General features: G+C 71.1%; 10 protein-coding genes. 5 read left to right on the forward strand and 5 right to left on the reverse strand.

The genetic code is table 11. From position 1 onward, the window contains the following. Window positions 1–46 precede the first annotated feature (46 nt). The gene (locus IMZ11_RS29855; RefSeq protein WP_228645766.1) at window positions 47–1,498 is read left to right on the forward strand and encodes an ATP-binding protein; all 1,452 of its coding nucleotides are present in this window, start codon (window positions 47–49) and stop codon (window positions 1,496–1,498) included. Window positions 1,499–1,501: 3 nt separating this feature from the next. Here the strand turns inward: IMZ11_RS29855 and IMZ11_RS29860 are convergent, their stop codons facing one another. After that, on the reverse strand, window positions 1,502–2,164 hold the full coding sequence (locus tag IMZ11_RS29860; protein ID WP_228645767.1) for a response regulator transcription factor: 663 nt from the start codon (window positions 2,162–2,164) through the stop codon (window positions 1,502–1,504). Continuing rightward, complete coding sequence (locus IMZ11_RS46390) at window positions 2,161–3,378, reverse strand: sensor histidine kinase (protein ID WP_228645768.1); 1,218 nt, start codon at window positions 3,376–3,378, stop codon at window positions 2,161–2,163. The genes IMZ11_RS29860 and IMZ11_RS46390 overlap by 4 nt, the downstream gene beginning before the upstream one ends. Before the next feature lie 101 nt (window positions 3,379–3,479). Between IMZ11_RS46390 and IMZ11_RS29870 the strand changes: the two genes are divergently transcribed. Both IMZ11_RS29870 and IMZ11_RS29875 read left to right on the forward strand, forming a co-directional pair. Then, window positions 3,480–4,199 (forward strand): ABC transporter ATP-binding protein, encoded by a 720-nt coding sequence (locus IMZ11_RS29870; RefSeq protein ID WP_228645769.1) that lies wholly within the window; start codon window positions 3,480–3,482, stop codon window positions 4,197–4,199. After that, window positions 4,196–4,999: an ABC transporter permease gene (locus IMZ11_RS29875; RefSeq protein WP_228645770.1), complete on the forward strand. Its 804-nt coding sequence runs from the start codon at window positions 4,196–4,198 to the stop codon at window positions 4,997–4,999. The genes IMZ11_RS29870 and IMZ11_RS29875 overlap by 4 nt, the downstream gene beginning before the upstream one ends. Window positions 5,000–5,005: 6 nt before the next feature. Here IMZ11_RS29875 and IMZ11_RS29880 read toward each other — a convergent pair whose 3' ends face one another. After that, entirely contained in the window at window positions 5,006–6,481 is a 1,476-nt protein-coding gene (locus IMZ11_RS29880; RefSeq protein WP_228645771.1) for an FAD-binding oxidoreductase, read from the reverse strand. Window positions 6,482–7,207: 726 nt separating this feature from the next. Between IMZ11_RS29880 and IMZ11_RS29885 the strand changes: the two genes are divergently transcribed. Then, window positions 7,208–12,082, forward strand: a complete 4,875-nt coding sequence (locus IMZ11_RS29885; protein WP_228645788.1) for an NAD-glutamate dehydrogenase — start codon at window positions 7,208–7,210, stop codon at window positions 12,080–12,082. Between the two features lie 18 nt (window positions 12,083–12,100). Here the strand turns inward: IMZ11_RS29885 and IMZ11_RS29890 are convergent, their stop codons facing one another. Then, the gene (locus IMZ11_RS29890) at window positions 12,101–13,162 is read right to left on the reverse strand and encodes a hypothetical protein (protein WP_228645772.1); all 1,062 of its coding nucleotides are present in this window, start codon (window positions 13,160–13,162) and stop codon (window positions 12,101–12,103) included. A gap of 108 nt (window positions 13,163–13,270) precedes the next feature. On the opposite strand from IMZ11_RS29890, the gene prfB reads away from it, so the two are divergent. Beyond that, window positions 13,271–14,380 (forward strand): peptide chain release factor 2, encoded by a 1,110-nt coding sequence (gene prfB / locus IMZ11_RS29895; protein WP_061253479.1) that lies wholly within the window; start codon window positions 13,271–13,273, stop codon window positions 14,378–14,380. 15 nt (window positions 14,381–14,395) lie between these two features. Here prfB and IMZ11_RS29900 read toward each other — a convergent pair whose 3' ends face one another. Next, window positions 14,396–14,584: a hypothetical protein gene (locus IMZ11_RS29900; protein WP_061253480.1), complete on the reverse strand. Its 189-nt coding sequence runs from the start codon at window positions 14,582–14,584 to the stop codon at window positions 14,396–14,398. Between the last annotated feature and the right edge of the window lie 71 nt (window positions 14,585–14,655).

A 14,655-nucleotide genomic window follows, 5' to 3' on the forward strand; every position in this document is an offset into this window, starting at 1 on the left:
CTAAGAAGTAGACTTCTTAGAAGTACACTTATAAGGAGGGTGCGCTGTGGTGCCCAAGCCGGAGTACGTCTTCGACCGTGAGCGCGAGTGGGCCGCGCTGACACGGTTCGCGACCTCGCGAGGCGACGAGATGCGCCTCGCCGTCGTGAGCGGACGCCGCCGGCAGGGGAAGACCTTCCTCCTCCAGGCCCTCGCGGACGCGCTCGGCGGCTTCTATTTCGTCGCGGTCGAATCGACTTCCGTGGACGCCCTGCGCCAGTTCGGCACCGCGGTGGCGGGCTATCTCGGCGTGGAAGGGACGCTGGCGTTCGCCAACTGGGACGAGGCCATCAGCTATCTCCTGGACAGGTGCACGGACCGGCTGATCATCATCGACGAGTTCCCGTACCTGCTGAAGGCGGATCGTGCCATCCCCTCGCTCCTGCAAAGGGAGATCGACGCGCGCGGGGCGAACCGTCCGGCAGGCAGCCGCGTGCGCCTGATCCTCGCCGGGTCCGCCATGTCGGTGATGGGGCGACTGCTCGCGGGTGAGGCTCCTCTGCGGGGACGGGCCTCGCTTGAACTCGTGGTGCATCCCTTCGACTATCACGTGGCGCGACGTTTCTGGGGCATCTCCGACCTGCGGCTCGCGATCCAGGTGAACGCGATCACCGGCGGCACTCCCGCCTACCGGACCCGCTTCGTCGACGGCGAGTCACCCTCGGGGCCGGACGAGTTCGACGACTGGGTGCTCCGGAGGGTCCTGAGCACGGAGTCGCCGCTTTTCCGCGAAGCCCGCTACCTCCTCTCGAACGAGATGGAGGTACGGGATGAGGCGCTGTACCACGCTGTCTTGGGCGCGATCGCCGCCGGGAACAACACGCGCGGCGGCATCGCCGGTCACATGGAACGAAAGTCGACCGACATCGCGCATCCGCTCGCGGTGCTGGAGGACTGCCGGCTCATCAGGAAGGAGATCGATCCGATCCGGAAGGGGTCCGTCTATCGCGTCGCCGAGCCGCTCGTGACCTTCTACGAGTCGATCATGAGGCCCTCGTGGAGCCAGCTGGAACGAGGTCGCGCGGCCCAGGTGTGGAACGGCGCCCGATCCAGGTTCGCGTCGCAGGTGCTCGGGCCGCACTTCGAGCACATCTGCCGCCAGTTCGCACTGGGAGTGGAGTGGGCCGGCGAGTTCCCGTCCGAGGTGGCCGCCGGCGTCGCACCGGGCAGTGGCAGGGGGCGGAACATCGAGGTCGACGTGATCGCACTCGGGCCCCAGGACGGCGTCCACAGACGACGGCTGCTCTCGGTGGGCGAGGCCAAGTGGTCCGAGGTCATGACGCTCCGGCATCTGGGACGACTCCAGCAGGCCAGGGACCAGCTGCACGTCCGGGGGCTGGACACCCGGGACACCGTGCTCGCCCTCTACAGCGGCGCGGGGTTCGACCGCTCGCTCACCGACGCCGCGGCGGGGGACCGGGGCATTCTCCTCGCTGATCTCGCCATGGTGTACGGCTGAGCGTCAGGATCTGAGACCGGTCTCGTAGGCGACGATGACGAGCTGGGCGCGGTCGCGCGCGTTCAGCTTCGTCAGCAGCCGGCCGACATGGGTCTTGACCGTGGCCATGCTGAGGTGCAGATGCTCGGCGATCTCGGTGTTGGACAACCCGTGGGCGATCAGCCCGAGCACCTCGCGCTCACGCTCCGTCACCCCGTCGAGCACGCGGGAGAGCGGCCGCGCGGGCTCCGGCCTGCGGGCGAACTCGGCGATGAGCCGCCGGGTCACGCTGGGCGCGAGCAGTGCCTCGCCCGCGGCGACGACCTCGATCGCGGCCAGCAGGTCCTTCGGCGGCGTGTCCTTGAGCAGGAATCCGCTCGCCCCCGCGCGCAGCGCGCCGTACACGTAGGCGTCCAGGTCGAACGTCGTGAGGATGAGCACCCGCACGCCGGCCGTCTCCGGTGAGCCGCAGATCCTGCGGGTCGCCTCGATGCCGTCCATCTCCGGCATCCGGACGTCCATGAGGACCACGTCCGGGTGTTCGCCGCGCGCGAGGTCCACCGCCTCCGCGCCGGTGCCCGCCTCGCCGACCACCGTCAGGCCGGGCGCCGTCTCGACCAGGAGCCGGAAGCTGCCGCGCAGCAGGGCCTGGTCGTCCGCGATGAGCACACGCACCGGCTCGCTCACGACTCCTCCATCATCAGGTGACGCGGTTCGTACGGCAGGCGGGCGGACACGCCGAACCCGCCTTCGCGCCGCGGCCCGGCCGTGAACGCTCCGCCGTACATCATGACGCGCTCGCGCATCCCGGTCAGGCCGTGGCCCGCGGTGTGGGGGAGGACGCGGTGGCCGGGACCGTCGTCGGTCACCTCGATCAGCGCCTCGCGTCCGTCGGTCTCGATCCGCACCCGGCAGCGGGCCGGGGCCGCGTGCTTCACCACGTTGGTCAGGGACTCCTGGGCGATCCGGTAGATCGACAGCTCGACGCCCTCCGGCAGGTCGTCCGCGCCGCGTACGTCCAGATCGACGTGTACCCCGGCCAGCGCGGCGCGCTCGGCCAACGCGGGGAGCCCGGAGAGCCCCGGCGCGGGAGCGAGGTCGACGTCGGTCTCCGAGCGGAGGACGCCGAGCATGTGGCGCATCTCCGTGAGCGCGTCGCGGCTGGTCGCCTCGATCACGCGCAGCGCCTCCACTGTGTCGTCCGGCCGCGCCCCGGCGACGTGGTGGGCGATGCCCGCCTTGACCGCGATCAGGCTCAGGCTGTGCGCGACGATGTCGTGGAGTTCGCGCGCGACGCGCAGCCGTTCCTCGGCCACCGCGCGCCGCGCGAGCTGCTCGGCCCAGCGCGCCGCGTACGCCCGCCGCTCCCGTACGGCACGGCCGATCGTGTACGTCCCGCCCATGGCCACCAGGCCGACGGGGATCAGGCCGAGGCGGTTCATCCACAACGAGGGTGTCGCGGGCAGGGACACCCCGAGGGTGAGCAGCCCGATGAAGCCCGTCCCCGAGAGCACGCCGACGGCCGACGTCGCGACCCGGCCGACCGCTCGCCGGCCCGCCACGACGGTGTACAGCGCGTAGGAGGCGGCGACGAACGGGTCCCGCATGACCCCGAGGAACACCGCCGCCAGCGACAACGCCAGGACGGCGCAGAAGACCGGGACCGGCCACAGCCGCCGGACCGCGACAGGAAGCCCCACCCCCGCCACGATCAGCCCGTCGACCCACATGGGGACTCCGGGGACGTACGCCTGCCCGGGGGCGAGCGTCCGCGAGAGCAGCACGCACGTGTACGCCATGGCGGCCAGGCAGTCGAGCGCGATCAGCGTGCGCCGGGAGAACGACGGCCCGTTCCCGGGCCCCGCGCCCCCGAACCCCGCGCCCTGGGGGGAATCGTCCACGCGCCGACGGTACCCGCGCCGCGCCCGCGCCGCCTCCGTCCGTGGGTTGTCATCCCGTGGTCCGATGTGCCGGAGCGGCTCCGTACGGGACCGTGGCAGTCATGATCGAAGTGAGAGATCTGGTCAAACGCTACGGGGGCACCACCGCGGTCGACGGGCTGTCCTTCCAGGTGAGGCCGGGGCAGGTCACCGGCTTCCTCGGTCCCAACGGCGCGGGGAAGTCGACGACCATGCGCGTCCTCCTGGGCCTGGCCGCGCCGACCTCCGGCGAGGCGCTCATCGACGGTCGCCGCTACGCCACGATCCGGCGGCCGGCGCACCGCGTGGGCGCGCTGCTGGACGCGGGCGCGGTGCACGGCGGGCGCAGCGCGTACGACCACCTGCTCAGCCTGGCCCGCACGAACGGGATCCGGCCGCGCCGGGTGGTCGCCCTGCTGGAGGAGGTGGGCCTCGCCGGCGTCGCGCGGAAGCGTGTCGGGGGCTTCTCCCTCGGGATGAGGCAGCGGCTCGGGATCGCCGCCGCGCTGCTCGGAGATCCGGGTGTGCTCCTGTTCGACGAGCCGGTCAACGGCCTGGACCCCGAGGGTGTCCGGTGGATCCGCGAGCTGATGCGGTCGCTCGCGGCCGAGGGCCGCACCGTCCTGCTGTCCAGCCACCTGATGAGCGAGATGGCGCTGACCGCCGACCATCTCCTGATCATCGGTCGCGGACGGCTGATCGCGGACTCCTCGACGCGCGACCTGACCCGGGACGGGACGTCGCTGGAGGACGTCTATCTGCGGATCACCGCCGGCAGCGTGGAGTTCGGGGCGGGCCGATGACCGGGGCGCTCTCCGCCGAGTGGCTGAAGATCCGCTCGGTCCGCTCGACGTACTACATCCTCGCCGTGGCGGCGGTGGCCGTGGTCCTCGCGGCCCTGTTCATCTGGCAGGGGGTGGTCGTGTGGGACGAGCTGCCGCCCGAGCGGCGGGCGCGGTTCGGCGCCATCCCGATGGAGGAGTACACGCTTCCCGTGACTCAGCTCGCGCTGGGCGTGCTCGGCGTGCTGGCGGTCACCTCCGAGTACGCCACGGGCACGATCAGGTCCACCCTCGTGGCGGTGCCGTCCAGGCGTGCGGTGCTGGCCGCCAAGGCCGGGGTCGTCGCCGCGGTCGCGCTGGCCGCCGGGGAGGCGGTGGTGTTCGCGACGTTTCTCGTCACCCGGGCGATCGTGGGGGATCGCCCCTTCCCCGGCCACACCACGGGCCTGTGGCACCAGACGCCGCAACTGCTCCTGCTGGGTCTCTCGGTGATGGCGTTCGCTCTGATCGGGCTGGCCTTCGGGGTGATGACGCGGTCCACCGCCGGGGCGGTCATCTCGGTCGTCGTGCTGCTGTTCGTGGCCCCGGCCTTCATCACGTACCTGCCGGACCCGTGGGGAAGGCGGTTGTCCGCGGTGATGCTGTCGAACCTGCCCGACCAGGTCGCGGGCGCGCTGGGCTGGTCGTCGCCTGAGATCTACGTGGGTCCGTGGGCGCGGGTCGCCGTCCTGTCGCCGGGCTGGGCGGCGACGGTGCTCGCCGCGTACATCGTGGTGCCCCTCGCCGCGGCGGCCGTCATGTTCCGCCGCCGCGACGCGTGACGCCCCTCAGACGCCCTGGGGGAGACGGAACAGGCGGCCGGGGTCGTACGCGGCCTTGACCCGGGCCAGCCGGTCGGCGTTGGCCCCGTAGTACTGCCGCCGCCACGCCGGCAGCTCCGGGTCGATGTAGTTGACGTACGCGTGGTCGCCGAAGTGGGGCCGCATCGCCGTGTGGGCCGCCCGGGTCCACGCGGCCGCCCCCGCCCTGTGCGCGTAGTACTGCACGCTGAAAAGGGCCTCGCGGTGCGGGAACGCGGTGGCGTCGGGCGTGACCCGGCCGACCGCGCCGCCGAGGGCGTCGAGGAGGACGGAGTGCCGCCCGGACGCGGCCACCTGCCCGATCAGCGTGCTGATCCCCGCCGCGGACAGCGGCGTGTACGCCATGTGCGACTTGGCCGAGAAGGAGTCGCGTACGAGCCGCCCGTTCGCGGTCTGGCCGGGCAGGGCGCCGGGGCGGTGGCACTGCGACACGGACAGCGTGGAGCAGCCCGCCATGATCATCATGGCGTGGCCGTACGACGACGCGCTGATCCACCGGCTCGACGGGTCCGCGCCCACCCGGTGGACGAGATCGGCGAGAAGCCGCTCGCAGCCCGCCCTGTCGCCCACGTACAGCCCGCCGATCTGCACGTCGGGCGAGGGGTCGTGGTTCAGGTGCAGGTTGGACCACATCGCGTCCGGCGCGTACGGCGCCCACGCCTGCCACGCCCTGACGGCCGCCGCCGCCTTCTTCCAGGGCCAGTGCAGGAAGAACACGGTGACGTCGCGGGTGGTGTGGGTCCGGAACGTGAAGGAGGTCGCCACGCCGAAGTTGCCGCCGCCGCCACCGCGGGACGCCCAATACAGGTCGGGGTTCTCCGTGGCGGAGCAGGTGAGGACACGCCCGTCGGCCGTCACGATCCGCACCGATTCCAGCACGTCGCAGGTCAGGCCGTACTTCCGGGAGACCACGCCGATGCCGCCGCCCAGCGTCAGCCCGGCGACGCCGACCGTCGGGCATGATCCGGCGGGGATGCTGACCCCGTGCTTCCCGAGCTGGGAGTAGACGTCGACCAGCCGGGCGCCCGCGCCGACCGTCGCGTGGCCGCCCGAGTACCGGACCGAGCTCATCGGGGACACGTCGACGACCAGCCCCGGGCCGGTCGACCAGCCCGCGTAGCTGTGGCCGCCCGACCGCGAGGTCACCGCCACGCCGTACCGCCGGGCGAAGCCCAGGCATTCGGCGACGTCCGCCGCGGTCCGGCAGTAGGCGACGGCGGCGGGCCGCGTGGAGTCGAAGGCGGTGTTGAACACCAGGCGCGCGGCGTCGTAGGACGCGTCACCGGGGCGGACCAGCCGCCCGCCGAGCCCGCGGGCCAGTGCCGTCCAGTCCGCCGGCCGCGGACCCGCCCAGGCGGGCGTGCCGGACGCGAGGGCGGTACCCGACGCGATGGCCGTGCCGGCCAGCGCCGAGACACGGAGGAAGGCGCGCCGATCGATCATGATTCACTCCCCGAGGTTCGATCTCCCTCGGTGAGACGCCCCGCGATCGGCGGTGGTTTGGTCACAGTCTGGTCACCGAGCCGGAGTGGTCAAGTTGACGTGTGTGACGTTCTGAGGTGGTATCGGGATCGTGGGTGGCGTGGAGCTCCCGATCAATGGGGATCGGGAGACGAGACGGGCACCTGAGGAGAGATGGACATGTCGGGGACACGTCGGTCGCATCGCGGGATCTGGGGGCCTTCCCCCGGGCGGGCGACCCCGCCCGGCCGGGTGAACTCGCCAGCCCGGCGCGGCGGCCGCCGGAACCCGCGCTGTGGGATGCTGGACGCACCGTCCTCTCCCAGCGTGGCCGGTCCGCCTCGGATCACGAGGTCATGGACTCTCCGCTGACGGCGACCGGAGGCCGCGGATCGCACGATGACCCGCGGGCGTCGGCCGAGGGCCAGCCGAACCATGGTGAAGAAACCGCAACGTGGCGGACTTCACAGATGTCGGCGGCCAAATGGAGGTTCGGCCCGGAATCAGGTGCCGACCGCACATATTTCCCCTTTTGCGGAACGATGGCCCCGTCATGGGGCAGTACCACCAGGACCGCACGAGAACCCAGTACCTCACAAAGGAGTGAGTAGCGAGATGCCGCTCGAGACGGCGGGGAGCCGGCGCGAACCGGGAACGGCGCGCGAATCGGACACGGCGCTGACAGAGCCGGAACCGGACGGGGCACGGATGCGGCGCGGGCCGGACGAGGCACTGGACACGTTGCTCCGTGACGCGGCCGAGAAGTGCGCGGCCACATCGGAAGCCCCCTCGGGCGAGGACACGCTCGCCTTCCTCCGCGACTACTATCGCCACGTCCCGCCGGAGGACCTGGCCGACCGCGACCCCGTTGACGTGTACGGCCCGGCGATGGCACACCGGCACCTCGCGCGGCACCGGCCCCAGGGCCGGGCGCTGGTCAGCGCCTACACGCCGACCCTGGACGAGTGCGGCTGGGACCCCGGCCGCTCGGTGATCCAGATCGTCACCGACGACATGTCGTTCCTGGTCGACTCGGTGACGATGGAGCTGGACCGGCACCAGGTCGGCACCCACCTCGTCGTCCACCCCCAGATGCGCGTCCGCAGGGACATGACCGGCGCGATGCTCGGTCCCGGCCAGGAGGAGGCCGCCGGCCAGCCCCTCCAGGAGTCCTGGATGCACATCGAGATCGACCGGCAGGCCGATCCCGCCGTCCTCAGCGAGCTGGAGAGCGACCTGCGGCGGGTGCTGCAGGACGTCCGCTACGCCGGTGAGGACTTCCCCAAGATGCGGGCGCTGGCCGTGAACACGGCCGAGGACATCGCGGCCGGTCCGTCGCGGCTGGACCCCGCCGGCGTCGAGGACAGCGTCGAGCTGCTCCGCTGGCTCGCCGACGGCCACTTCACCTTCCTCGGCTCCCGGGAGTACCGCCTGGAGCAGTCCGACGACGGCGAGACCCTGCGCGCGATCCCTGGCACCGGTCTCGGCATCCTGCGGGCCGACAAGGCGGGTTCGGACAGCTTCGCCGCGATGCCGGCCGAGCTGCGCGCCAAGGCCCGCGAGAAGCAGGTCCTGATCGTCACCAAGGCCAACAGCCGGGCGACCGTGCACCGCCCGGTGTACCTCGACTACATCGGGGTGAAGCTCTTCTCCCCCGAGGGAGAGGTGATCGGCGAGCGCCGCTTCCTCGGCCTGTTCACCCACGTGGCGTACAACGAGTCGATCTCGCGGATCCCCGTGCTGCGGCGCAAGCTCGCCGAGGTGCTCGACCGGGCCGGGATGCCGGCCGACAGCCACGACGGCTCCGATCTGATGGAGATCCTGGAGACCTACCCCAGGGCCGAGCTGTTCCAGATCCCGGTGGACGAGCTGCTGCCGATCGCGCTCGGCGTGCTCCGGCTGCGCGAGCGCAAGCAGGTCAAGCTGTTCCTGCGCAGGGACGACTACGGCCGCTACATCTCCTGCCTGGTCTACCTTCCGCGTGACCGGTACACCACGAAGATCCGGTGGCGCATGCAGGACATCCTGCTCAAGGCGCTCGGCGGTACCTCGCTGGACTACAGCACCATGATCGGCGAGTCGGCGCTGGCCCGCCTCCACGTGGTGATCCGCGGTGAGCGCGGCAGGTCGCTGGCGGAGGTGCCGGTCGACGTCGAGGAGCTGGAGGCCCGGCTGGCGGCCGCCACCCGCTCCTGGGACGAGGACCTGGTCGACGCCATCACCGAGCTGTGCTCCCCGCAGGAGAGCACCGCCCTCACCGCCCGGTACGGCAACGCCTTCCCCGAGGGCTACAAGGCCGACTTCCCGGCGCGCACGGCCGTCACCGACCTGAAGCGGCTGGAGGAGCTCTCCGAGGACGAGACCGGCGACATCGGGATGAACCTCTACGAGCCGTACGGCGCGGCCGAGGGGGAGCGGCGCTTCAAGATCTACCGGATCGGCGCGCACATCTCGCTGTCCCACGCCCTGCCGCTGCTGCAGCGCATGGGCGTCGAGGTCGTCGACGAGCGCCCGTACGAGATCAGGCGTGACGGCGACGCGGTCAAGGACGCCTGGATCTACGACTTCGGCCTGCGCTACACCCCCTCGGGCGAGGTCGACAGGAACGACGTCAAGCGGCTGTTCCACGACGCGTTCGCGGCGCTGTGGCGTGGCGAGGTCGAGAACGACGGCTTCAACGCGCTCGTGCTGGCCGGCGGCCTCACCTGGGAGCAGGCCGAGATCCTCCGCGCGTACGCCAAGTACCTGCGCCAGGCCGGGACCACGTTCAGCCAGGAGTACATCGAGAAGGTCCTGCTCGGCAACGTCAGGCTGGCCCGGCTGCTCGTCCGCTACTTCGAGGCGCGGCTCGCGCCCGGACGCTCGGAGGAGGTCAGGTCGGAGCTGTGCGACGCGCTCAAGGAGGAGGTCCTCGCCTCCCTGGACGAGGTCGCCTCGCTCGACGAGGACCGCATCCTGCGGGCCTACCTGGAGATGATCGCGGCCACGCTGCGGACCAACTTCTTCCAGAAGACGGAGTCCGGCGGGCGCAAGCCGTACATCTCGCTGAAGTTCGACCCGCAGGCGATCAGCGTGCTGCCGCTGCCCCGGCCGAAGTACGAGATCTTCGTCTACTCGCCGCGGGTCGAGGGCGTCCACCTCAGGTTCGGGAAGGTCGCCCGCGGCGGCCTGCGCTGGTCGGACCGCATGGAGGACTTCCGCACCGAGATCCTCGGCCTGGTCAAGGCGCAGATGGTGAAGAACACCGTCATCGTCCCCACCGGGTCCAAGGGCGGGTTCGTCGTGAAACGTCCGCCCGTGGGCGGACGGGACGAGATGATGGCCGAGGGCATCGCCTGCTACCGGCAGTTCATCTCGGGCCTGCTCGACATCACCGACAACCTGGTGGCCGGCGAGGTCGTCCCGCCCCGTGGCGTCGTACGGCACGACGGCGACGACACCTACCTCGTGGTGGCCGCCGACAAGGGCACCGCGTCGTTCTCCGACATCGCCAACGCGGTGGCCAAGGAGTACGGCTTCTGGCTCGGGGACGCCTTCGCCTCCGGTGGGTCGGTCGGCTACGACCACAAGGCCATGGGCATCACCGCCAGGGGCGCCTGGGAGTCGGTGAAGTACCACTTCAGGGGTCTGGGCGTGGACGTCCAGACCACCGACTTCACCGTCGTCGGCGTCGGCGACATGTCCGGAGACGTCTTCGGCAACGGCATGCTCCTGTCGGAGCACACCCGGCTGGTCGCGGCCTTCGACCACCGGCACATCTTCGTGGACCCGTCACCCGACGCGGCGACCGGTCACGCCGAGCGCCGCAGGCTGTTCGCGCTTCCGCGCAGCTCCTGGGCCGACTACGACGCCTCGCTGATCTCGGCGGGAGGCGGCGTCTGGCCGCGCACCGCCAAGTCGATCCCGGTCTCGCCGCAGGCGCGGGCCGCGCTGGGCATCCCTGACGGCGTGACCGCGCTCGCGCCGAACGAGCTGATCAGCGCGATCCTCAAGGCGCCCGTCGACCTGCTGTGGAACGGCGGCATCGGGACGTACGTCAAGGCCGCGTCGGAGAGCCACGCGGACGTCGGCGACAAGGCCAACGACGGGCTGCGCGTCAACGGCGCCGACCTGCGCTGCAAGGTCGTGGGCGAGGGCGGCAACCTCGGCTTCACCCAGCTCGGCCGGATCGAGTTCGCCCTGAACGGCGGCCTGGTCAACACCGACTTCATCGACAACTCGGCCGGTGTGGACACCTCGGACCACGAGGTGAACATCAAGATCCTGCTCGACCGGGTCGTCCGCGACGGCGACATGACCGACAAGGACCGCGACCAGCTCTTCCTCGACATGACCGGCGAGGTCGGCGAGCTGGTGCTGCGCGACAACTACGCGCAGAACGTGGTGCTCGGCGCCGCCCGCGCGCAGGCGCCGGACATGCTGCACATCCACGCGCGCTACCTGCGGAAGCTGGAGCGGGCCGGACTGGTCAACCGGCAGCTGGAGAACCTCCCCTCCGACAAGGTCCTGGCCGAGCGGCGTCAGGCGGGCCTCGGCCTCACCCAGCCGGAGTTCTCGGTCCTGCTCGCCTACACCAAGCTCGTGGTGGACGGTGAGCTGCTCGCCTCGGACCTGCCCGACGATCCGTACCTCGCGCCGTGGCTCGTGTCGTACTTCCCGTCGGCGCTCCAGGACCGGTTCCAGGGCTCCATGGACGCGCACCCGCTCCGGCGGGAGATCATCACGACCCGGGTCGTGAACGACGTGGTCAACTTCGGCGGGACGAGCTTCGTGTTCCGTTTCGGCGAGGAGACCGGCGCGTCGACGCCCGACATCGTCCGGGCCTACCTGGTCGCCCGCGAGGTCTTCGATCTGCCGAGCTTCACCCGCCAGGTCGAGGCGCTGGACAACGAGGTGGACACCGCGACCCAGATCGCGATGCTGCTGGAGGGCCGCAAGCTCTCCGAGCGCGGCACCCGGTGGTTGCTCGGCAACCGCAGGCCGCCGCTCGACCTCTCCTCCACCGCGGAGTTCTTCGCCGAAGGCGCGGGCGCCCTGCTCCCGCACCTGCCCAAGCTCCTCACCGGCCTCGACCTCGCCGCGTACGAGGAGCGCAGGGACGGCTTCGTCGCGCGCGGAGTGCCGGAGGAACTGGCCGAGCGGGTCGCGGTGATGGTGCCCGCGTACTCCACGTTCGACCTGGTCGAGATCGCCGCGCTGGCCGGGCTCCCGCTGCACGAGGTCGCCGAGGTCTACTTCGACCTCGCCGACCGCCTGCAGCTCGCCAGGCTGCGGGAGCGGGTCATCGCGCTGCCCCGGGACAACCGGTGGAACTCGATGGCGCGCTCCGCGCTCCGCGACGACCTGTACGCCGCGCACGCCACCCTGACCAGGGAGGTGTTGCTCCACAGCGAGTCCGGGCTGTCTCCCGAGGAGCGGCTGGCCCGCTGGTCGGAGGCGAACGCGGCGGCCGTGGGCCGGGCCAGGCAGACGCTGTCGGAGATCTGGGAGAGCGACCACTTCGACCTGGCCACCCTCTCGGTGGCGCTGCGCGCCGTACGGACGCTGGTCACGTCCAGCAACCTTCCCCACACGGAAGAGTAGGCGCGGGAGTGGACGGGATCAGCGGGTCGTGGCCTTGGTCACCAGGCCGTCGTAGCCGATGACGTGCGCGGGCGCGGTGGAGCTCTTGGGCGGCACCGCGCTCGCGTACTGCTGCGTCTCCACGATCCGCCGGTCCCTGCGCACCAGGGGGTTGCCCAGGTCCCACCGGGCGTCCTTCGGGATGGCGAGCGGGCGGCCGTACCCGCAGCTGAGCACGGGTGACCACGTGCTGGTCCGCAGCAGCGTGTAGAGGATCAGTCCGCCGCCGCCCTTCGTGCGCAGCGCGAAGACGGGATAGTCCACGGCGGCGGCGAACAGCGAGTCGTAGTTCATGCAGTCCGCCTGGCGCGCCTTCTCCCGCCGCTTCCTGATCTCGGTCGCGTACCCGGTCGTCTGCGGTCCGGGCGCGATCAGGCCGGACGCGAAGCCGTCCTTGCCCTCCTCGGCGATCGTGGCGTGCAGGGGGCCCATCAGGTTGGGGCTGATCGCGACGGTCTGGTCACGGGAGTCGAGGGAGGTCGCGTAGCCGTCCGCGTCGACGGACACCTCGGGGGCCTTCTCGCCCGTGTAGAGCAGCGACTCGAAGCTGTTCTGCCACGCCGACGCGGAGTTCTGCCGGACGAACGTCAGCACGGCGACCCTGACCTCGCCGGAGGAGTCGCGGCGCTCGACGGTCGCGGCGAACCATTGGCGGGACGCCTTGGGCCCCAGGCGGGGCACCAGCAGCGTCCGCTCGCCCCACGTGTAGCGCGGCGGCTTCCTGCCGGACGAGTGGAACTGGGCGATCGTGATCGGGCGCTGCCCGTCCCTGGAGAGCTGGAGTACCCACCGCTGGGCCCGGCCCGCGCGGACGACGTCGTCCGTCGCGAGGTAGGTGTCCAGCGCGTCACGTGCCTCCGCGAGCGTCACGGCGGGTTTCGCGGGGAGCCGGCTCGGCGAGGGCGACACGCCCGAGGTCGCCGCGACCGGACTGCGCGAGGGCGTCGGCGCCGCGCCGGAGCAGGCGGCCGTGCCGGCGACCAGCGCGAGCGCGAGCGCGGAACGGCAGGTGAACGCGAGCACGCGTGTGGCTCCGTCCACCCGAGGCCTCCTCTCGCGCACCGGCCCGGTTCACCGGCCACATCACCGGCACATCGTAGCCAAGGCGCGGTACGGGCACGGTCCGGTGTTCGCGTACCCTTTACAGACGTGGCAGTCATCGATCCAGCCGAAGAGATCAACGAGCTTACCGGCACCCTGAAGGGCATTCAGGACGTGCTCGACCTCGACGCCCTGCTCAAGCAGATCGCCGAGCTGGAGGAGCAGGCTGCCGCGCCTGACCTGTGGAACGACGTGGAGCAGGCGCAGCGGGTCACCAGCAAGCTCTCCCACCTGCAGGGCGAGGTCAACCGGGTCCAGGGCCTGGCCCGCCGGCTCGACGACCTTCCCGTCCTGTTCGAGCTCGCGGCCGAGGAGGGCGACGAGGACGCGCTCGCCGAGGCCGAGAAGGAACTCGCCTCGCTCAAGTCGGACGTCGGCGCCCTGGAGGTGCGGACGCTCCTGTCCGGCGAGTACGACTCCCGTGAGGCGCTCATCACGATCAACTCGCAGGCCGGCGGCGTGGACGCCGCGGACTGGGCGCAGATGCTCCTCCGCATGTACCTCCGCTGGGCCGAGCGCAAGGGCTACTCCACCGAGGTCTACGACACGTCGTACGCCGAGGAGGCCGGCATCAAGTCGGCCACGTTCACGGTCAAGGCGCCCTACGCGTACGGCACGCTGCGCGGGGAGCACGGGACGCACCGCCTGGTCCGGATCAGCCCCTTCGACAACCAGGGCCGCCGCCAGACCTCGTTCGCGGGTGTGGACATCGTGCCGGTCGTCGAGCAGACCGACCACATCGACATCAACGAGGACGACCTGCGGGTCGACGTCTACCGGTCCTCGGGCCCCGGCGGTCAGGGCGTGAACACCACGGACTCCGCGGTGCGGATCACCCACATCCCCACCGGCATCGTGGTCTCCTGCCAGAACGAGCGCTCCCAGCTGCAGAACCGGGCCTCCGCCATGGCGGTCCTGTCGGCCAAGCTGCTGGAGCGCAAGCGTCAGGAGGAGGCCGCCGCGATGAACGAGCTCCGCGGTGAGTCGACGACCTCATGGGGCACCCAGATCCGCAACTACGTGCTGCACCCGTACCAGATCGTGAAGGACCTGCGCACGGGCGTCGAGGCGGGCAACCCGAGCGCCGTTCTGGATGGCGACCTCGACGAGTTCATCGAGGGCGAGATCCGCTGGATGCGCCGCCAGGAGTCGCAGTAGCGATGCCGCGGCGGCTCAGTAGCCGCCGACGTGCTTGAGGGCGAGCAGGGCCAGGGCGAGGATCACCGTCAGGGCGATGACCAGGGGCGACAACCCCAGGAAGCCGTGATGGTGGACCTTGGCCCTGCCTTCCCTGCACACCGGGCAGCGTCCCTCGACGACGGGGCCGGCGCACGCGGCGCAGATCAGATGTTCGCAGCTCATGGGACCTCTACCTTTCCGCTAGCCAGACCCTAATCGTTTTGTTTCCGTTATGGACGTTCCATGCCAGTGTT

Source organism: Microtetraspora sp. AC03309 (assembly GCF_020826795.1).
Taxonomy (GTDB): domain Bacteria; phylum Actinomycetota; class Actinomycetes; order Streptosporangiales; family Streptosporangiaceae; genus Microtetraspora; species Microtetraspora glauca.